Source organism: Cellulomonas sp. P1_C4 (assembly GCF_056406355.1).
The window spans coordinates 1-18,430 of sequence record NZ_JBFUAI010000005.1 but is presented as its reverse complement, the minus strand read 5'-3'; the positions used below and the strand labels follow the sequence as shown (position 1 = coordinate 18,430).

The window sequence follows — 18,430 nt, the reverse complement described above, 5'->3', positions numbered from 1 at the left end:
CGCGCTTCGGATGCCCCGACCTGGACCTACGGATAGGTTCGGGACCGTGACGATTCCCCCTGCGCCCCTCGGCACGTCCGTCGGCCGCATCCCGATCGTGGACGTCTCTCCCGTCGCGGAGGCCGGGCGGTTCCCGGCGAAGGCGGTGGTCGGCGAGGCGGTGCCCGTCAGGGCGACCGTGTTCCGCGAGGGGCACGACGCCGTCGGGGCCACCGCGGTGCTCACGGACCCCTCGGGCGTCGACGTGGCGAGCGCCCGGATGGTCGACATCGCGCCCGGTCTCGACCGCTTCGAGGCCCGGCTGGTGCCGACCAGCGAGGGCGACTGGACGTTCCGGGTCGAGGGCTGGTCGGACCCGTACGGCACGTGGGCGCACGATGCCGAGATCAAGGTCGAGGCGGGCGTCGACGTCGAGCTCATGCTCACCGAGGGCGCGCTCCTGCTCGAGCGGGCCGCCGGGCGCACGGGCGAGCAGGCGATGCCCGACGAGGCCGTGCGGGTGCTCCGCGACGCGGTCGACGCGCTGCGCGACGTCCGCGACACGCCCCACCAGCGGCTCTCGGCCGGCCTGTCCGCCGCGGTGCACGCCGCTCTCGCCCAGACCCCGCTGCGCGACTCCGTGACCCGGTCCCCGTCGTACCCGCTGGTCGTCGAGCGGCCGCTCGCCCTGGCCGGCGCCTGGTACGAGATCTTCCCGCGCTCGCAGGGCGCCCGGTACGACCCCGAGATCGGCGCGTGGGTCTCCGGGACGCTGCGCACCGCCGCCGAGGACCTGCCGCGCATCGCCGGCATGGGGTTCGACGTCGTGTACCTGACCCCGGTGCACCCGATCGGCGCGACGCACCGCAAGGGCCGCAACAACTCGCTCTACTCCGACCAGGGCGACCCCGGCTCCCCGTACGCGATCGGCTCGCCCGCCGGCGGCCACGACGCGATCGAGCCGACGCTCGGCACGTTCGACGACTTCGACCGCTTCGTCGCGGCCTCCCGCGCACTCGGCATGGAGGTCGCGATCGACATCGCGCTGCAGTGCTCGCCCGACCACCCCTGGGTCACGGCGCACCCGGAGTGGTTCACCACGCGCGCGGACGGCACCATCGCGTACGCCGAGAACCCGCCGAAGAAGTACCAGGACATCTACCCGCTGAACTTCGACAACGACCCCGAGGGGATCTACACCGAGATCCGCCGGGTCCTGCAGGTGTGGATCGACCACGGGGTGACGCTGTTCCGGGTGGACAACCCGCACACCAAGCCGCTGGACTTCTGGGCGCGCATCCTGCAGTCGGTGCGCGCCGACCACCCCGACGTGATCTTCCTGTCCGAGGCGTTCACGCGGCCGGCGATGATGCAGACGCTCGCCAAGATCGGGTTCCACCAGTCGTACACGTACTTCACCTGGCGGAACACCAAGGACGAGATCACCGAGTACCTGGCCGAGGTCTCCGGTGACCAGGGAGCCTGGATGCGGCCGGCCTTCTGGCCGACGACGCACGACATCCTGCCGCCGTACCTGCAGGCCACGGGCGTGCGGGGCTTCGCGGTCCGGGCCGTCCTCGCCGCGCTGGGCGCCCCGACGTGGGGCATCTACTCGGGCTACGAGCTGGTCGAGGACGTGCCGCGGCCGGGCGTCGACGAGCAGATCGACAACGAGAAGTACGAGTTCAAGCCCCGCGACTGGGCCAAGGCCGACGCCATCGGCATCAACCTGCTCCTCGGCCGGCTCAACGAGCTCCGGCACGCGCACCCGGCCCTGCAGCAGCTGCGCAACCTGCGCGTGCTCCCGACGTCGGACGACGCGCTCGTCGCGTTCTCCAAGCACCTGGACGCCGAGCACTCGCCCACGGGGCGGGCCGACACGATCGTCGTCATCGTCAACCTCGACCCGTGGAACACCCGCGAGGGCTCGGTCCAGCTGGACCTGCACGCGTACGGGCTGGACACCGGCCGCCCGGTCGTCGCGCACGACGTCCTGTCGGAGGAGACGTACGAGTGGGGGTCCTCGGTCTACGTCAAGCTCAACCCGATGATCCGCGCCGCGCACGTGGTCCACCTGGTGGCGCCGTGACCGAGACACCGCTGACGCCGCCCATCGGGCGTCACGCCCGGGAGCCCGCGCCGACGACCTCCCAGATCGTGCTGCCGGGACGGCGCACCCCGGTGCTCCCGCACCCCGCCCCCGACACGACCGGGCTGTCCGACGACCCGGAGTGGTACCGCACCGCGGTGTTCTACGAGGTCATGCTCCGCACGTTCTCCGACAGCTCGGGCCAGGGCAGCGGTGACCTGCGCGGCCTGATCGACCGGCTCGACTACCTGCAGTGGCTCGGCATCGACTGCCTGTGGTTGCCGCCGTTCTATCCCAGCCCCCTGCGCGACGGTGGCTACGACGTCGCCGACTACACCGCGATCGCGGGCCAGTACGGCACCATGGCCGACTTCACCGAGCTCATCGAGCAGGTGCACGCCCGCGGCATGCGGATCGTCGTCGACCTGGTGATGAACCACACCAGCGACCAGCACCCGTGGTTCCAGGCGTCCCGCTCCGACCCCGAGGGCCCGTACGGGGACTTCTACGTGTGGAGCGACGACAACACGAAGTACCAGGACGCGCGCATCATCTTCGTCGACACGGAGACGTCCAACTGGACCTTCGACCCCGTCCGGCGCCAGTTCTTCTGGCACCGCTTCTTCGGGCACCAGCCCGACCTCAACTTCGAGAACCCGCGCGTGGTCGAGGCCATGCTCGACGTGGGCCGCTACTGGCTGGGCATCGGCGTGGACGGCTTCCGGCTCGACGCCGTGCCGTACCTGTTCGAGGCCGAGGGCACCAACTGCGAGAACCTGCCGGAGACGCACGCGTTCCTGCGCAAGGTCCGCAAGATGATCGACGACGAGTTCCCCGGCCGCATCATGCTGGCCGAGGCCAACCAGTGGCCCGAGGACGTCGTGCACTACTTCGGCACCGAGGAGGAGCCGGAGTGCCACATGTGCTTCCACTTCCCGGTGATGCCGCGCATCTACTACTCGATCCGCGACCAGCGGGCGACGCAGATCATCGACATCCTGGCCGACACGCCGCCGATCCCCAACAACGGCGCCCAGTGGAGCACCTTCCTGCGCAACCACGACGAGCTCACGCTCGAGATGGTCTCCACCGAGGAGCGCGCGTCCATGTACGGGTGGTACGCGCCCGACTCCCGCATGCGCGCGAACGTCGGCATCCGACGCCGCCTGGCCCCGCTGCTGGACAACTCCCGCAAGGAGATCGAGCTCGCGCACGCGCTCCTGCTGTCCCTGCCCGGCAGCCCGTGCCTGTACTACGGCGACGAGATCGGCATGGGCGACAACATCTGGCTTCCCGACCGCGACGCCGTGCGCACGCCGATGCAGTGGACCCCGGACCGCAACTCGGGATTCTCCACGGCGGACCCCGGCAAGCTGTACCTCCCGCTGGTCCAGTCCCTGGTGCACCACTACAGCCACACCAACGTCGAGACCCAGCTCGCGCAGCCGACGTCGCTGCTGCACTGGGTCCACGGCATGCTTGCCGTCCGGCGGCAGCACCCCGCGCTGGGAGCGGGCGAGTTCGAGGTCCTGGAGTGCGACAACGAGTCGGTCCTCGCGTTCTGCCGGCATACGGCCGACGAGACGATCCTGGTCGTCGCCAACATGGCGTCGACCGCGCGCGCCGCGACGGTGAAGCTCCCGGACCGGGCGCGCTGGACGACGCGCGACGTGTTCGGCGGGGCGCCGTTCACCCCCATCGCCGCCGACGGGTCCGCGTCCTTCACGCTGGGGTCGCGCGACTTCTACTGGCTGGAGCTGACCGCCCCGTGAGCCTGGTCGCCCGCAAGACCCCCGACGACGCCCGCCTGCTCGACGTCGTGCGCGAGTGGCTGCCGACGAAGCGCTGGTTCCCCGCCAAGGGCCAGTCGGCGGAGCTGTCGGCGGTCGCGTCGTTCGCGCTCGCCCCCGACGTGACCGTCCTGCTCGTCCGGGCGCGGGCGGGATCCATCGACGCCGTCCTGCAGGTGCCGCTGGTCCTGGCCGACGGCGCGGCGGACGGCGGGCTCGGCGTCCTCGACGGCCGCAGCGTCCTCGACGGCGCCGACCATCCGGCGTTCCTGACCGCCTGGCTCGCCGCCGCCGACGGGCCCGGCGCGGACGTCGACGTCTCCCGGGCCCGCGCGGTCTCCGGCGAGCAGTCCAACACTTCCGTGATCCTGCCGGGTGCGCGGCCCGGCATCCTCAAGGTGCTGCGCGCCGTCGCCGCGGGCGAGAACCCCGACGTCGACGTCCCGCGCCACCTCGTGGACGTCGGCTGGCAGAACGTCCCGGCGCCGCTGGCATGGCTGCAGGGCGAGTGGCCCGGCCACGACGGAGAGCCGGTGACGGGCTACCTCGGCGTGCTCGCCGCATTCGTCGACGCCGCCGAGGACGGGTTCGAGCTCGCGTGCGCGTACGCGGGTCGGGGGGAGCCTTTCGAGGACCCCGCCGCCGCCCTCGGGGCCGTCACGGCGACCATGCACGAGGCGCTCGTCCGGGCGTACGGCGTCGAGGTCGGCGACCAGGGCCCCGAGGAGGTCGCCCGCGCGGTCGCGGCTCGCTTCTCGTGGGCACTCTCGGCGGTGCCGTCGCTCACGCGCTTCGCCGACGGCGTCGCCCGGGTCGTCGCCGAGGTGCGCGCCCTGTCGTCGGCGCCCCCGCGCCAGCGCGTGCACGGCGACCTGCACCTCGGCCAGGTGCTCCGCTCGCACGACACCTGGTTCATCATGGACTTCGAGGGCGAGCCCCTGGCACCCCTCGCGCAGCGGACCCGGCCCGACCTGGCGCTGCGCGACGTGGCGGGGCTGCTGCGCTCGATCGACTACGCCGCGGCCGTCGGGGGGCTGACAGGGGCCGACGCCGCCGCCTGGGCGGCCGCCGCCCGCGCGGGCCTGCTCCGCGGGTACGGCGGCGGGGACCAGACCCTGCTGCGCGCCCTCGAGCTGGACAAGACGCTCTACGAGGCGGTCTACGAGTCGCGCAACCGCCCGTCGTGGCTGCCTATCCCGATCGCCGGGCTGGAGCGCCTGGCCGGCTGATCAGGCGCCGGCGGTGACCTCGAGCGGCAGCTCCAGCGGCATCCGCACGCCCGCCTGTCGCGGCGCGAGCTCGCTCTGCAGCACCAGCGCGGCGGCGCCGACGGCGGCGGCCTCGGGCGCGTTGGAGGAGATGGTGACGCGCACGGGATGGCTGCCGCGCGCGAAGAAGGACTGCCCGAGCCGGCGCTCGATCTCCGGCAGGTACAGCGAGCCCGCGAGCGCGAACGCCGGACCGGTGAGGATCACCAGCTCGAGGTCGAGCACGTTGGCCAGCGTCTGCGCGGCGACCGCGAGGTACCGGGCCGACCGCTGCAACAGCTCCATCGGCAGCGCCTCGCCGCGGCTGGCTGCGCGGGCGAGAGACCCGAAGTTCTCGGCGACGTTGCGTCCGGCCAGCTCGACGCCCGCGTCGCGGGCCGCGTCGACGACGGCCGCGGGGCCGGCCAGCGCCTCGACGCACCCGATGCTGCCGCACCAGCACTGCGGCCCGTCGAGGTCGACGCAGATGTGCCCGACCTCGCCGGCGTTGGAGCTGGATCCTCGGTAGACCGTGCCGTCGACGATGATCCCGGAGCCGATGCCGGTACCCATGTAGAGCGCCGCGAACGCGGACCCCGTGGCGATCCCGCCGGACCAGTACTCCCCGATGGCGGCGGCGGTCGCGTCGTTGTCCAGCAGCACGGGCAGCCCGACGGCGTCCTCGAGGGCGTCGGCGAGCGGGAACTCTGCCCATGCCTGCATCACGGGCGGGGTCAGGGTCATGCCGGTCGACGACGAGATCGGCCCGGGCGAGACCACGCCGAGCCCGAGGATGCGGGTGGGGTCGACGCCGACGCGCGTGACGGTGGTGCGGATCTCCGCGGCGATGCGGGCGACCACCTCGCGCGGGTCGTCGGACCCCGCGCCGGGCCGCCGCCACCGGGCGACGATCGCACCGCCCAGGTTGGCGATGACGTAGGTGATGCCGGCGTGGTCCAGGTGCACGCCGACGGCGTAGCGGGCCGACGGGTCGAGCTGCAGGAGCATGCGGGGCTTGCCGCCCGTGGACTCGGCCCGTCCGACCTCGAGCACGAGGCCGTCGTCGATGAGCCGGCGCACGACCGTGGAGATCGTGGCGGCGGTCAGACCGGTCGCCCGGGTGAGCTCGACGCGGCTGATCGTGCCCGCCGCCCGGATGAGGTCGAGGATCGCCGACCTGCTGCTGGCGTGCGCGGCGCCGAGGCCCGGCTGCGAGCCGCTCACTGATCCTCCTCCGTGGGGTGTCCCCCTCGTCGCACACCATAACGATCCGGGAACGGGAGCAGACTCCCAAGACACGCCCGTTGACTTACTTTGTTCACTTGCCTAAGAATGCCACACGGGAGCAAGACCCCTCGGTCCCGAGTGGCCCTGCCTCATCAGACCCCGGTCGGCACGCGGAGGTGCCGGCACGACGAGAGGATCAACGATGTTCCCTCAGAAGCGACGCACCCGCCTCATCGCGGTCGCGGCTGCCAGCTCGATCCTGGCCCTCACGGCCGCCTGCTCTGGCGGCGGCGACAGCGGCGGGGGCAACGACGACGGCACCCCCTCGGGGGAGCTCAACGTCCTGACCTGGCGCACCGACCTCGTGGAGGACGGCACGTTCGACAAGTACGTCGAGGAGTTCAAGAAGAAGTACCCCGACGTCACCGACGTCAAGGTCGAGGGGGTCAAGGACTACGAGGGCACCGTCAAGACGCGGATGAACACCGACGATTACGGCGACGTCCTCGCCATCCCGGGTTCCGTGACTCCCGACCAGTTCGGCGACTTCTTCGAGCCGCTCGGCGACCTCGCCGAGATGCAGAAGGAGTACAACTGGCTCAACGACAAGTCCTTCGAGGGCAAGTCGTACGGCATCCCCGTCGTCGGCAACGTGCAGGGCATCCTCTACAACAAGCGTGTGTGGGAGGAGGCGGGGATCACCGAGTTCCCGACCACCCCGCAGGAGTTCCTCGACGACCTGCAGGCCATCAAGGACAAGGGCGTCGCCAAGGTCGCCCCGCTCTACACCAACTACAAGGACGGCTGGACGCTCTCGCAGTGGGACGGCTGGCGCGGGGCGGTGACCGCGGACCCGGACGCCCTGAACAAGATGGCGCAGACGGACACCCCGTGGACCGACGACTCCGACTACGGAGTCATCGACGGCACCATCTTCGACGCCGTCGCCGAGGGCCTCACCGAGGCGGACCCGACCACGACGGACTGGGAGGGCTCCAAGCGCCAGATCGGCGTCGGCGACATCGCCACGATGGTCCTCGGCTCGTGGGCGATCCCGCAGATGGCCGCGGCTGCGGAGGCCGCAGGTGCCGATCCCGCGGACATCGCCTACATGCCGACCCCGGTGCAGGTGGACGGCAAGTTCCACACGGTGGCCGGCGGCGACTACAACCTCGGCATCAACGTGCACTCGAAGAACAAGGCGACCGCTCGCGCGTGGATCGACTGGTTCAACCACGACTCGGGCTACTCGGAGTCCCAGGTCGGCCTCTCGCCCCTCGCCGACGGCCCGGTCCCCGATGCCCTCAAGAGCTTCATGGACAGCGTCGAGCTCATCACCATGAACCCGGCCCCCGAGGGCAAGGAGTCGCTGTTCGCGGACATCGACACCGCGTCGGGCATCGTGACCACGGACCCCAAGTACCGCCTGCAGATCATCGACGACGCCCGCTCCGGTGACCGCACCAAGGAGCAGATCTTCGACGACCTGAACTCCAAGTGGGCCAAGGGTCGCGCCGACGCCGGCGCCTGAGTTCAACGCACCATGACGACCTCATCCTCCAGCTACGCCAGCCGGGCCACGGCCGTAGCGACCGAGCCCGAGCTGGCCCGCCCCACCCGGAACGTTCCGGGTGGGGCGGGCCGCCGCTCCGCGTGGTACCGCCGACTCACGCCCTACCTGTTCCTGCTCGTCCCCGTCGGGCTGCTGCTGCTTCTGACGTACACGCCCGTCGTCAACATGTTCTGGTACTCGGTGACCGACTGGGACGGCCTGGACAAGACCAAGAACTTCATCGGGCTCGAGAACTACATCAACGTGTTCACKGACCCCGACAACCTGCGGGTGTTCTACGTCTCGCTGTTCTACATCGTGGGCTCGCTCGTGCAGATGGCGCTCGCGCTCTACTTCGCGACGATCCTGTCGTTCAAGGTGCGCTTCAAGAACATGTGGAAGGGCATCCTGTTCTTCCCGTACCTCATCAACGGCGTCGCGATCGGGCTGATCTTCCTCAACTTCCTCAAGCCGGGCGGCGGCCTCGACACGGTTCTCATGAAGACCGGGCTCGAGAGCCTCATCCACCAGTGGACCGGCGACCCGGACATCGCCAACTTCTCGCTCGCGGCCGTCTCCGTCTGGCGGTACACCGGCCTGACCTTCGTGATGTTCCTGGGCGCGATCCAGTCCATCAACTCGGAGATCTACGAGGCGGCCGCGCTCGACGGCGCCAACCGCTGGCACGAGTTCTGGTCGATCATCCTGCCGTCGATCCGACCCATCGTGGGCCTGGCCTTCATCCTCGGCATCTCCGGCTCGCTGTCCGTCTTCGAGATCCCGTTCGTCATGACCAATGGCGCCAACGGCACGGAGACGTTCGTCCTACGGACCCTGTGGATGGCCTTCCAGCGCAACATGGTCGGGCTCGCGTCCTCGATGGCCGTCGTGCTCCTGGTGTTCGTTCTGCTGGTCACCTGGCTCCAGCGCCGGCTCGTCCCGGAGGAGGAGGTGGACCTCACGTGAAGGTCGCAGCCACCAGCACCGCCAAGTACGTCTCCCTCGTCGTCGCCTCGATCGTCACGCTGCTGCCGCTCGGGCTCATCCTGTTCGGGTCCTTCAAGACCAACCAGGAGTTCCTGTCGACGAACCCGTTCCAGCCGCCCGACAGCTGGTTCAACTTCGACAATTACGTGCTGGCGTTCACCAAGGGCGGCATGGCGCTGGCGTTCTTCAACACCGCGCTCATCTTCGGCGCAGCCATCGCGGGCACCATCCTCATCGGCGCCGGCACCGCGTACGCGCTGGACCGCTTCCGGTTCCGGGGACGCAGCCTCGTGCTCCTCATGTTCCTGCTGGCGACGCTCGTGCCGGGTGTCACCACGCAGGTCGCGACGTTCCAGATCATCAACGGCCTGGGGCTCTACGGCTCGCGCTGGGCGCTGATCCTGCTCTTCATGGGCACGGACATCGTCTCGATCTACATCTTCGTGCAGTTCATGCGGAGCATCCCGCGCTCACTGGATGAGGCCGCGATGATCGAGGGTGCCGGGCACCTGCGGATCTTCTTCCAGATCATCCTGCCCAACCTCAAGCCCGCGATCGCGACGGTCGTCATCATCAAGGGCATCGGCATCTACAACGAGTTCTACCTGCCGTACCTCTACCTCAACGATCCCGACAAGCTCCCGATCTCCACGGCGCTCTTCGCGTTCAAGGGGCCGTACGGCTCGCAGTGGGAAGCCATCTGCGCGTGCGTGGTCATCACGATCGTGCCGATCCTGGTGCTCTTCCTGTTCCTGCAGCGGTACATCTACAACGGGTTCACGTCGGGCGCGACGAAGTAGCCCGATGACGACGACGGGGCGGCCGACCGGCCGCCCCGTCGTCGTGTCAGACCCGCGTCGCCCGGATCAGCGCGACGCGCTCGGGCGCCTGCAGCGGGGCCTCGAGGCCCACCTCGGAAAGCAGTCGACCGGGGAGCCGGACGCCCTCGGGCGTCCACCACGCCGGCGCGAGCGCGACCGCGTCGCCCGGCGCCTGCGGGCGCACGTCGTAGAGCGCGTCGGGGTCGAGCCCCGGCAGCGCGACGCGCGGCAGCGGGGTCTCGATCGACCGACCCGTCGTCGCGATCGCGAACAGCGCGTCCCCGCGATCCTGCGCAACCACGCCGTGGACGGCGGCGGTCGGGTCGACGACGTCTTCGTGCACGGAGGCGCCTGTGTGCAGCAGCGGGCGCACCTCCTTGTAGAGCGCGATCCACGCGGCCAGCTCGGCGCGCTGCTGCTCGTCGGCCTCCTGCAGGTCCCACTCGATCCCGAGGTGCCCGAACAATGCGGTCGCCGCCCGGAAGGACAGCTCGTGCCGACGTCCGGTGCTGTGCGCGGTGCCGGAGCCGATGTGCGCGCCGACCAGCTCGAGCGGGATCAGCAGGTTGGTCCACCGCTGGATCTGCTGCCGCTCGAGGGCGTCGATGCAGTCGCTGGCCCACACCCGGTCGGTCCGCTGCAGGATCTCGAGGTCCACGCGCGCACCGCCCGACGAGCACGACTCGATCTCGACGCCCGGGTGCAGCGCGCGCAGCTCGTCGAGCAGCCGGTACACGGCGAGCGTCTGCCCGTGCACCCCGGGCGCTCCCCCGTGCCCCGCGTCGACCAGGTCCCGGTTGTGGTCCCACTTGAGGTAGCCGATGGCGTACTCGGTGAGCAGCGCGTCGAGCCGCTCGAGGATGTACGCGAAGGCCTCCGGCACCGCGAGGTCGAGCACCTGCTGGTGCCGTGCCTCCCGGGGCAGCCGCGACGGCACGCGCAGGATCCAGTCGGGGTGCGCGCGGGCCAGGTCGGAGTCGGCGTTCACCATCTCCGGCTCCACCCAGAGCCCGAACTGCAGCCCGAGCCCCGTCACGTGCTCGACCAGCGGGTGCAGCCCGTCGGGCCAGACGTCCGCCGACACGTACCAGTCGCCCAGCGCCCGGGTGTCGTCACGGCGGTCGCCGAACCAGCCGTCGTCGAGCACGAAGCGCTCGGCGCCGACGCCGGCCGCGGCGTCGGCCAGGGCGGTGAGCCGCCCGAGGTCGTGCTGGAAGTAGACGGCCTCCCACGTGTTGAGCGTGACGGGCCGCGGCGAGCGCGGGTGCTGCGGGCGCGCACGCATCCACGCGTGGAACCGGTCCGCGAGCGCGTCCAGCCCGACGCCCCAGGACCCGTACACCCACGGGCTCGTGTACGACTCGCCACGGGCCAGCCGCACCTCGCCGGACCCGAGCAGCTCGCCGCCACCCAGCAGGCCGTGGTGGTAGTGGCTGCGCTCGGCCAGCGAACGGTGGTTGCCCGACCACGCCGTGTGCAGGCCCCACACCTCGCCGGTGCGGTTCGCGAAGCCCGCGGTGCCGGCGACGAGCACGAACGCCGAGTCGTAGCCGGTCCGCCCCCGCCGGTTCTCGCGCAGCCGCGTGCCGTGGTTGAACGCCGTCCGCTGCGGGCTGCGCTCGCGCGCCCACCGGCCCGTGAAGTCGAGCAGCTCAGTGGCCGCGGACGGCACCGGCAGGGTGAGCAGCAGCCCGTCCAGCCCGTAGACCTCGTCGGCCTCGTTGGTCAGCACCGCCTGCTGACGGACGAGCCCCTGCGCGGTGAGCTCGAGCACGAGCGTGAGCCCCAGACGCGCCGCGTCGTCGCCCGCGTCGACGGTGAGCCGCTGCGTCCCGTCGTCGGCCGTGACGACGGAGTGCGCGCGCACGACGAACCGCGTCGAGAAGTCCTGCCCGGCGCGGCTGCCGACGAGGCCCGGCGTCCCCAGGAAACCGGCCGACTCCTGGGGCAGCACGGCGATCTCGACCTCCCCGTCCACCGGGAAGCCGTGTGGCACGGGCCGCCATGCGCGCCGAGCCACGGACAGGTCGACGTCACCGACGTCGCGCCCCCAGTGCAGGACTCGCGGCAGCGCGCCGCCGGTCAGGTCGACGACGACGCTGACTCCCGCGGCGCGCAGGTGGACGAGGGTGTCGAGGGTGGCGCTGTCGGTCACGGCGGGTGTCTCCTGGTCCGGAACGGGCTGGCGGGTCGGATGCGCTGGACGCGCCCCTGAACGCTACGGGCCGAGGCTTGGTCTCGGCGTCATTGACTTACTTTATTCAGTTGTCTAAGAATGGTCATCGGGTACTTGCCAGAAGTTCGGCCCCTCCCCGAGGTGCCGACGCTGCCCGTCGCAAGGATGCGGCGGGCACACGCCGGACCCCCGGACCCAGGAGCTCGAGGATGAACACCCAGGACCTGTACGACGGCTGGTCCCTGACCGCTGTCGCCGGCCCCGTCCCGGCCGATATCGTCGGCCGCCGTGTCCGCGCCCGCGTGCCCGGCACCAGCCACACGGCGCTGCTCGAGGCCGGCCTGATCCCCGACCCCTACCTCGACCGCCACGAGGAGGACCTCGCGTGGATGCGCCGCACCGACTGGGCGTACGAGCGCGACCTCGACCTCGCCCCCGCAGCCACCGACGAGCGCGTCGACCTGGTGTTCGACGGCATCGACACGGTGGCCACGCTCACGTTCGACGGTCACGAGATCGGCCGCACCGCCAACCAGCACCGCTCCTACCGCTTCGACGTCCGCGACCTGCTGCGGCCCACCACCCAGCAATTGCGCGTCCTGCTCACGTCCGCCCTCGTGCACGCCGAGGCTGAGGCCGCCCGGCTCGGTCCGCGCCCGCTCGCCTACGACCAGCCGTTCAACATGGTCCGCAAGATGGCCTGCTCGTTCGGCTGGGACTGGGGACCGGACCTGCAGACCGCGGGCCTGTGGCGACCGGTCCGCGTCGAGCGCTGGTCGGTCGCGCGCCTCGCCGCGGTCCGCCCGCTGGTCACCGTCGACGCGACGGGCACCGGGCACGTCGCGGTGCACGTCGAGATCGAGCGCTCGGGGCTGCCGGGCGGTGACGTGGCCGTCGAGGTGCGTGCCCGCGTGGCCGGCGCCGACGTCTCCGTCACCGTGCCGGGCGGCGCGAACTCGGCCGTAGTCGACCTCGAGGTCCCGCACGCTCCCCTGTGGTGGCCGGTCGGCCACGGCGCGCAGCCGCTCAGCGAGCTGGTCGTCGCGCTCGTCGGCCCGGATACCGAGCAGCCGCTGGACACGTGGACCCGGCGCATCGGCTTCCGCACGGTCGAGCTCGACACCAGCACGGACGAGGACGGCACCGCGTTCACGTTCCGCATCAACGGGCGACCGATCTTCGTCAAGGGCGCCAACTGGATCCCCGACGACCACCTGCTCACCCGGATCACCCGGGAGCGCCTCGCGCACCGACTGGACCAAGCCGTCGACGCCAACCTCAACCTCGTGCGCATCTGGGGCGGGGGCATCTACGAGTCCGAGGACTTCTACGAGCTCTGCGACGAACGCGGCCTGCTCGTCTGGCAGGACTTCCTCCTCGCCTGCGCGGCCTACCCCGAGGAGCAGCCGCTCTGGGACGAGCTGGAGGCCGAGGCCCGCGAGCACGTCGCGCGCCTGACCCCCCACCCGTCGCTCGTGCTGTGGAACGGCGGCAACGAGAACCTCTGGGGCTTCCTCGACTGGGGCTGGCAGGAGGAGCTCCAGGGCCGGACCTGGGGCTACCGGTACGCCACGGAGCTGCTCGCGGGCATCGTCGCCGAGCTCGACCCCACCCGCCCCTACTCCGACGGCAGCCCGTACTCCCCCGGCGCCGCCCTCACCGCGATCCACCCGAACGACCCCGACCACGGCACCCACCACCAGTGGGAGGTCTGGAACCGCGTCGACTACACCGTCTACGGCGACGAGGTCCCCCGCTTCTGCTCCGAGTTCGGGTTCCAGGGCCCGCCGACGTGGGCGACGCTCACCCGGGCGGTGCACGCCGTCGACGGCGGGCCGCTGACCAAGGACGATCCGGCGTTCCTGCTCCACCAGAAGGCCGACGACGGCAACGGCAAGCTCGACCGCGGCCTCGCTCCCCACCTGGGCGTCCCCGACGACTTCGCCGACTGGCACTGGGCGACCCAGCTCAACCAGGCGCGCGCGGTGCGGTTCGCGATCGAGCACTACCGCTCGTGGTGGCCGCGGACCGCCGGCGCGATCGTCTGGCAGCTCAACGACTGCTGGCCGGTCACGTCGTGGGCCGCCATCGACGGCGACGAGCGCCCGAAGCCCCTCTGGTACGCCCTCAAGGCCGCCTACGCCGCCCGCCTGCTCACCGTGCAGCCGCGTGACGGTCGCGAGGTGCTCGCGGTCGTCAACGACACCGCCGCCATCTGGCAGGGCATCGTGCGGCTGTCACGCCAGCGGCTCGACGGCACGGTGCTCGCCGAGGAGGACCTCGCCCTCGCGGTGGGCGCCTGGTCCGTCGGCCAGTTCGCCCTGCCGACCACGGTGGCGACGCCCGTCGACCCCGCGCAGGAGGTCCTCGTGGTGCGCCTGGGCGCTCTCCAGACGGTGCACCCATGGGCGGAGGACATCGACCTCGCCCTCGACCCCGCGCCCCTGCGCGCCTCGGTGACGCCCGTCCAGGACGGCTACCGCGTGGACGTCACGGCGTCGTCCCTCGCCCGCGACGTGACCCTGCTGGTCGACCGGCTGGACCCCGAGGCCCGCGTCGACACCGCTCTTGTCGACATCCCCGCGGGCGCCACGGCGTCCTTCCACGTGCGGACCCGCGGCACGTTCGACCCCGCCGAGCTCACGCGCGCACCCGTGCTCCGGTCCGCCAACGACGTCGTCGTCCGTCGCGCCTCAGAGGTGGAGGCGCGTGGCCTCACCCAGTCGCCCGCCTGACTCCCTCGCAGGCGAGGGGTCGGTCCGCGTGACCTCGCCCGGTCGCCCGCCTGATTCCGTCGCCGCCGAGGGGTCGGCGCGCGCGAGCTTATCCAGTCACGCGCCTGAGTCCCTCGCCGCCGAGGAGGCCGCGCGCGTGACGTCACCCCACCGCCGCCGCGATGCCCTGCGTGGCGCAGGTACGCTCGCGAGCATGACGCAAGGTCTCGACGCGGTCGGCCTGGTTCTCGCCCGACCTGCACGGATGCTCGGCTTCGAGCCCTTCTTCATGGAGCTCGTCGGCGGCATCGAGGAGTCCCTGGCAGGCGAGAGCCGCTCGCTGCTCCTGCACGTCGTCCCGGACCACGACGCCGAGATCCGCACCTACCGCCGATGGGGCGAGGGCAACCTCGTCGACGCCGTCGTCGTCGTCAACGTGGCGCTCGAGGACTCCCGCCTCGACGTGCTGAGCGAGCTCGGCATCCCCACGGTCGTCGTGGGCGGACCGCGTCCCGACCTGCCGTTCGCCAACGTCTGGATCGACAACGCCGAGGCCATGCGCACCGCCGTCCAGCACCTGGTCGGCCTGGGCCACCGCCGGCTGGCGCGGGTCAGCGGCCCGCGCGGGCTCGCGCACACCCAGGCCCGCACCGAGGCGTTCACGGGCGAGTGCGACCGGCTGGGCGCCCATGGCACGGTCGTCGAGGGCGACTACGGCGAGGAGTCCGGCACCCGCGCCACCCGCGCGCTGCTCGGCCGCGGCTCACCGCCGTCCGCGATCATCTACGACAACGACGTCATGGCCGTCGCCGGCCTCGGCGTCGCGCACGAGATGGACGTCGCGGTCCCCGAGCGCCTCTCCCTGCTCGCCTGGGACGACTCGGCCCTCTGCCGTCTCTCCCACCCGGCGCTATCGGCCATGAGCCTCGACGTCCACGCCATGGGGGTGCAGGTCGCCGACTGCGTGCTCAACCTGCTCGCCTCGGGCACGGTCCGTTCGTACACGGCCCCCCTGCCCCGCCTCGTCACCCGCGGCACCACGACCACAGCACCCGCCGACGACGCGTGAAGAATGCCCGGATATGCCCTGAGACGCAGGTCACCCGGCCGACCATCCTGCGCTCGCCCCCTGCGGGTGGTTGGGTAGGGGGATGAGCCCGGCCGCACCGTCCCCGGTCCCCGTCGACGTCGACACCCTTCGCACCGTCGCCCACGGGGCGTCCTACGCACCGCACGACGTCCTCGGCCCGCACGTCGGGGGCGGCGGGGTCACCGTCCGCACGCTCCGGCCGCTGGCCGAATCCGTCGTGGTCGTGACATCGACCTCGCGCGTGGCCGCCCGGCACGAGCAGGACGGCATCTGGGTCGCGGTCCTGCCCGGCACCGACGTGCCCGACTACCGGCTCGAGGTGACGTACGACGGCCACGCCTCCGTGGTCGACGACCCGTACCGGTTCCTGCCCACCGTGCAGGAGCTCGATCGCCACCTCGTCCGCGAGGGTCGCCACGAGCAGCTGTGGACCGTCCTCGGCGCCAACGTGCGCCGCTACCCCGGCGAGCTCGGCGAGGTCATCGGCACGTCGTTCGCTGTCTGGGCCCCCAATGCCCGCGCCGTCCGCGTGGTCGGCGACTTCAACTACTGGCAGGGCGCCTCGCACAGCATGCGCTCGCTGGGCGACAGCGGCGTCTGGGAAGTCTTCGCCCCCGACGTCAGGGCCGGCGCACGGTACAAGTTCGAGATCCTCGGCCACGACGGCTCGTGGAGGCAGAAGGCGGACCCCCTCGCGCAGGGCACCGAGGTGCCGMCCGCGACGGCGTCGGTCGTCGTCGAGTCGACGTACCAGTGGTCCGACGACGCATGGCTCACCGCCCGCGGCACGCACGACCCGCACACGGCCCCGATGAGCGTCTACGAGGTCCACCTGGGCTCCTGGCGCGTCGGCCTGTCCTACCGGGACCTGGCGCACCAGCTGACCGAGCACGTCGCGTCGCTCGGCTTCACGCACGTCGAGATGATGCCGGTGGCGGAGCACCCGTTCGGCGGCTCGTGGGGCTACCAGGTGTCGTCCTACTTCGCGCCGACCTCCCGGTTCGGCCACCCGGACGACTTCCGCTACCTCGTCGACACCCTCCACCGTGCGGGCATCGGCGTCATCGTCGACTGGGTGCCCGCTCACTTCCCCAAGGACGAGTGGTCGCTGGCGCAGTTCGACGGCACCCCGCTGTACGAGCACCCGGACCCGCTGCTCGGCGAGCACCCCGACTGGGGCACGTACATCTTCAACTTCGGCCGCTCCGAGGTCCGCAACTTCCTCGTCGCCAACGCCACCTACTGGCTCGAGGAGTTCCACGTCGACGGCCTGCGCGTCGACGCCGTCGCCTCGATGCTGTACCTCGACTACAGCCGCAAGCCCGGTCAGTGGCGGCCCAACCAGTACGGCGGCCGCGAGAACCTGGACGCCATCTCGTTCCTGCAGGAGGCCAACGCCACGGCCTACCGGCGAACCCCCGGCATCATGATGATCGCCGAGGAGTCGACGGCCTGGCCCGGCGTCACCGCCCCCACCGACGGCAACGGCCTCGGGTTCGGCCTGAAGTGGAACATGGGCTGGATGAACGACACCCTCCGCTACATGGCCGAGCAACCCATCCACCGGCGCTACCACCACAACGAGATCACCTTCTCGATGGTCTACGCCTACTCCGAGCGGTTCGTGCTCCCCATCAGTCACGACGAGGTCGTGCACGGGAAGGGCTCCCTGTATGAGCGCATGCCCGGGGACCACTGGCAGAAGCTCGCCGGCGTGCGACTCCTGCTCGGCTACCAATGGACGCACCCCGGCAAGCAGCTGATCTTCATGGGCAGCGAGTTCGCGCAGCAGACCGAGTGGACCGAGGCCCACTCCCTGGACTGGCACGCGCTCGACGACCCCGCCCACCAGGGCGTCCTACGCTCTGTCGCCGACCTCAACCGGGTCTACAAGGAGACGCCGGCCCTCTGGCAGCTCGACCACACGCCGGACGGCTTCGAGTGGATCGACTCCGACGACGCGTTCCGCAACACGCTCGCGTACCTGCGCAAGGGCTCCGACTCCCCGCCGGTCGCCGTCGTCATCAACTTCGCCGGCGTCCCACACGAGGGTTACCGCCTGGCGCTCCCCCGCGGCGGACGCTGGCGCGAGATCTACAACTCGGACTCCGAGTCCTACGGCGGATCCGGCGTCGGCAACCTCGGCGAGATCGAGGCCCTGCCCGAGCCCCACTACGGCCGCCCGTACTCCGCCTCGATCCGCGTCCCCCCGCTGGGCGTGGTCGTCTTCGAGGCCGTCCGCTGAGCGCCGCTTAGGGGCCGGCTGGCCAACCGGATCGCACGACGACAAGGGAAGCCCTCGGGCTCCCCTTTTCGTCACTCCTCGTTGACGGCATGTCGGGCTCATCGACGCATGTCCCGGGCGCAGCGTCCTTGACTCCCGCCCTGCGCCGGCAGGAGCGGCCCATCCGCCGCCTGGAAACGCAAACGGGCCATCCCGAAGGAATGGCCCGATAGTCCACACCTGTTCCTTTTAGAGAAACAGAATACGCACGCGTTCTTGCGGCAGAAACAGAAGAAGCCACCCCCGTAGGGGTGGCTTCTCCTGAATGATGTCCGGCGGCGTCCTACTCTCCCACACCCTGGCGAGTGCAGTACCATCGGCGCTGAAGGGCTTAGCTTCCGGGTTCGGAATGGGACCGGGCGTTTCCCCTTCGCTATGACCGCCGTAACGTTGTCGAGTTGTCAAACGGGTTCCCGTTCGTCTCTCGGGAACCGCACAGTGGACGCGTAGCAAAGCAATGAATGAAGTGGTGAA

11 protein-coding genes and 1 rRNA gene are annotated in these 18,430 nt (G+C 71.0%); 9 read left to right on the top strand and 3 right to left on the bottom strand.

Translation table 11 applies throughout. The annotated features are described in order from the left end of the window. Positions 1 to 10 precede the first annotated feature (10 nt). The 3 genes from AC1DYZ_RS04780 to AC1DYZ_RS04770 are packed head-to-tail and all read left to right on the top strand — an operon-like array spanning position 11 to position 5,087. Positions 11 to 2,068, top strand: a complete 2,058-nt coding sequence (locus AC1DYZ_RS04780) for an alpha-1,4-glucan--maltose-1-phosphate maltosyltransferase (protein ID WP_477064062.1) — start codon at positions 11 to 13, stop codon at positions 2,066 to 2,068. Further along, positions 2,065 to 3,840 (top strand): maltose alpha-D-glucosyltransferase, encoded by a 1,776-nt coding sequence (gene treS / locus AC1DYZ_RS04775; RefSeq protein WP_477064061.1) that lies wholly within the window; start codon positions 2,065 to 2,067, stop codon positions 3,838 to 3,840. The genes AC1DYZ_RS04780 and treS overlap by 4 nt, the downstream gene beginning before the upstream one ends. Beyond that, complete coding sequence (locus AC1DYZ_RS04770) at positions 3,837 to 5,087, top strand: maltokinase N-terminal cap-like domain-containing protein (RefSeq protein ID WP_477064060.1); 1,251 nt, start codon at positions 3,837 to 3,839, stop codon at positions 5,085 to 5,087. The genes treS and AC1DYZ_RS04770 overlap by 4 nt, the downstream gene beginning before the upstream one ends. On the opposite strand, the gene AC1DYZ_RS04765 is transcribed toward AC1DYZ_RS04770, so the two are convergent. Beyond that, a complete protein-coding gene (locus AC1DYZ_RS04765) occupies positions 5,088 to 6,329 on the bottom strand; it encodes an ROK family transcriptional regulator (protein ID WP_477064059.1) in 1,242 nt (413 codons plus the stop codon). It lies immediately after the preceding gene. Between the two features lie 205 nt (positions 6,330 to 6,534). Between AC1DYZ_RS04765 and AC1DYZ_RS04760 the strand changes: the two genes are divergently transcribed. Genes AC1DYZ_RS04760 through AC1DYZ_RS04750 form a run of 3 tightly spaced genes read left to right on the top strand, consistent with a single transcriptional unit; the run spans position 6,535 to position 9,671 of the window. Beyond that, entirely contained in the window at positions 6,535 to 7,863 is a 1,329-nt protein-coding gene (locus tag AC1DYZ_RS04760; RefSeq protein WP_477064058.1) for an ABC transporter substrate-binding protein, read from the top strand. A gap of 12 nt (positions 7,864 to 7,875) precedes the next feature. Beyond that, positions 7,876 to 8,850, top strand: coding sequence for a carbohydrate ABC transporter permease (locus AC1DYZ_RS04755; protein WP_456823912.1), 975 nt, complete (start codon positions 7,876 to 7,878; stop codon positions 8,848 to 8,850). Further along, positions 8,847 to 9,671, top strand: a complete 825-nt coding sequence (locus tag AC1DYZ_RS04750) for a carbohydrate ABC transporter permease (RefSeq protein WP_477064057.1) — start codon at positions 8,847 to 8,849, stop codon at positions 9,669 to 9,671. Before AC1DYZ_RS04755 ends, AC1DYZ_RS04750 begins: the two co-directional genes overlap by 4 nt. Before the next feature lie 46 nt (positions 9,672 to 9,717). On the opposite strand, the gene AC1DYZ_RS04745 is transcribed toward AC1DYZ_RS04750, so the two are convergent. Continuing rightward, complete coding sequence (locus AC1DYZ_RS04745; RefSeq protein WP_477064056.1) at positions 9,718 to 11,847, bottom strand: alpha-galactosidase; 2,130 nt, start codon at positions 11,845 to 11,847, stop codon at positions 9,718 to 9,720. 230 nt (positions 11,848 to 12,077) lie between these two features. On the opposite strand from AC1DYZ_RS04745, the gene AC1DYZ_RS04740 reads away from it, so the two are divergent. The 3 genes from AC1DYZ_RS04740 (at position 12,078) to glgB (ending at position 17,917) form a co-directional block, all read left to right on the top strand. Next, complete coding sequence (locus AC1DYZ_RS04740; protein ID WP_477064055.1) at positions 12,078 to 14,603, top strand: glycoside hydrolase family 2 protein; 2,526 nt, start codon at positions 12,078 to 12,080, stop codon at positions 14,601 to 14,603. A 193-nt stretch (positions 14,604 to 14,796) separates the two neighbouring features. Then, a complete protein-coding gene (locus tag AC1DYZ_RS04735) occupies positions 14,797 to 15,651 on the top strand; it encodes a LacI family DNA-binding transcriptional regulator (protein WP_477064054.1) in 855 nt (284 codons plus the stop codon). Between the two features lie 82 nt (positions 15,652 to 15,733). Further along, entirely contained in the window at positions 15,734 to 17,917 is a 2,184-nt protein-coding gene (gene glgB / locus AC1DYZ_RS04730; protein WP_477064053.1) for a 1,4-alpha-glucan branching protein GlgB, read from the top strand. 309 nt (positions 17,918 to 18,226) lie between these two features. On the opposite strand, the gene rrf is transcribed toward glgB, so the two are convergent. Continuing rightward, positions 18,227 to 18,343, bottom strand: a 5S ribosomal RNA gene (gene rrf / locus AC1DYZ_RS04725). Between the last annotated feature and the right edge of the window lie 87 nt (positions 18,344 to 18,430).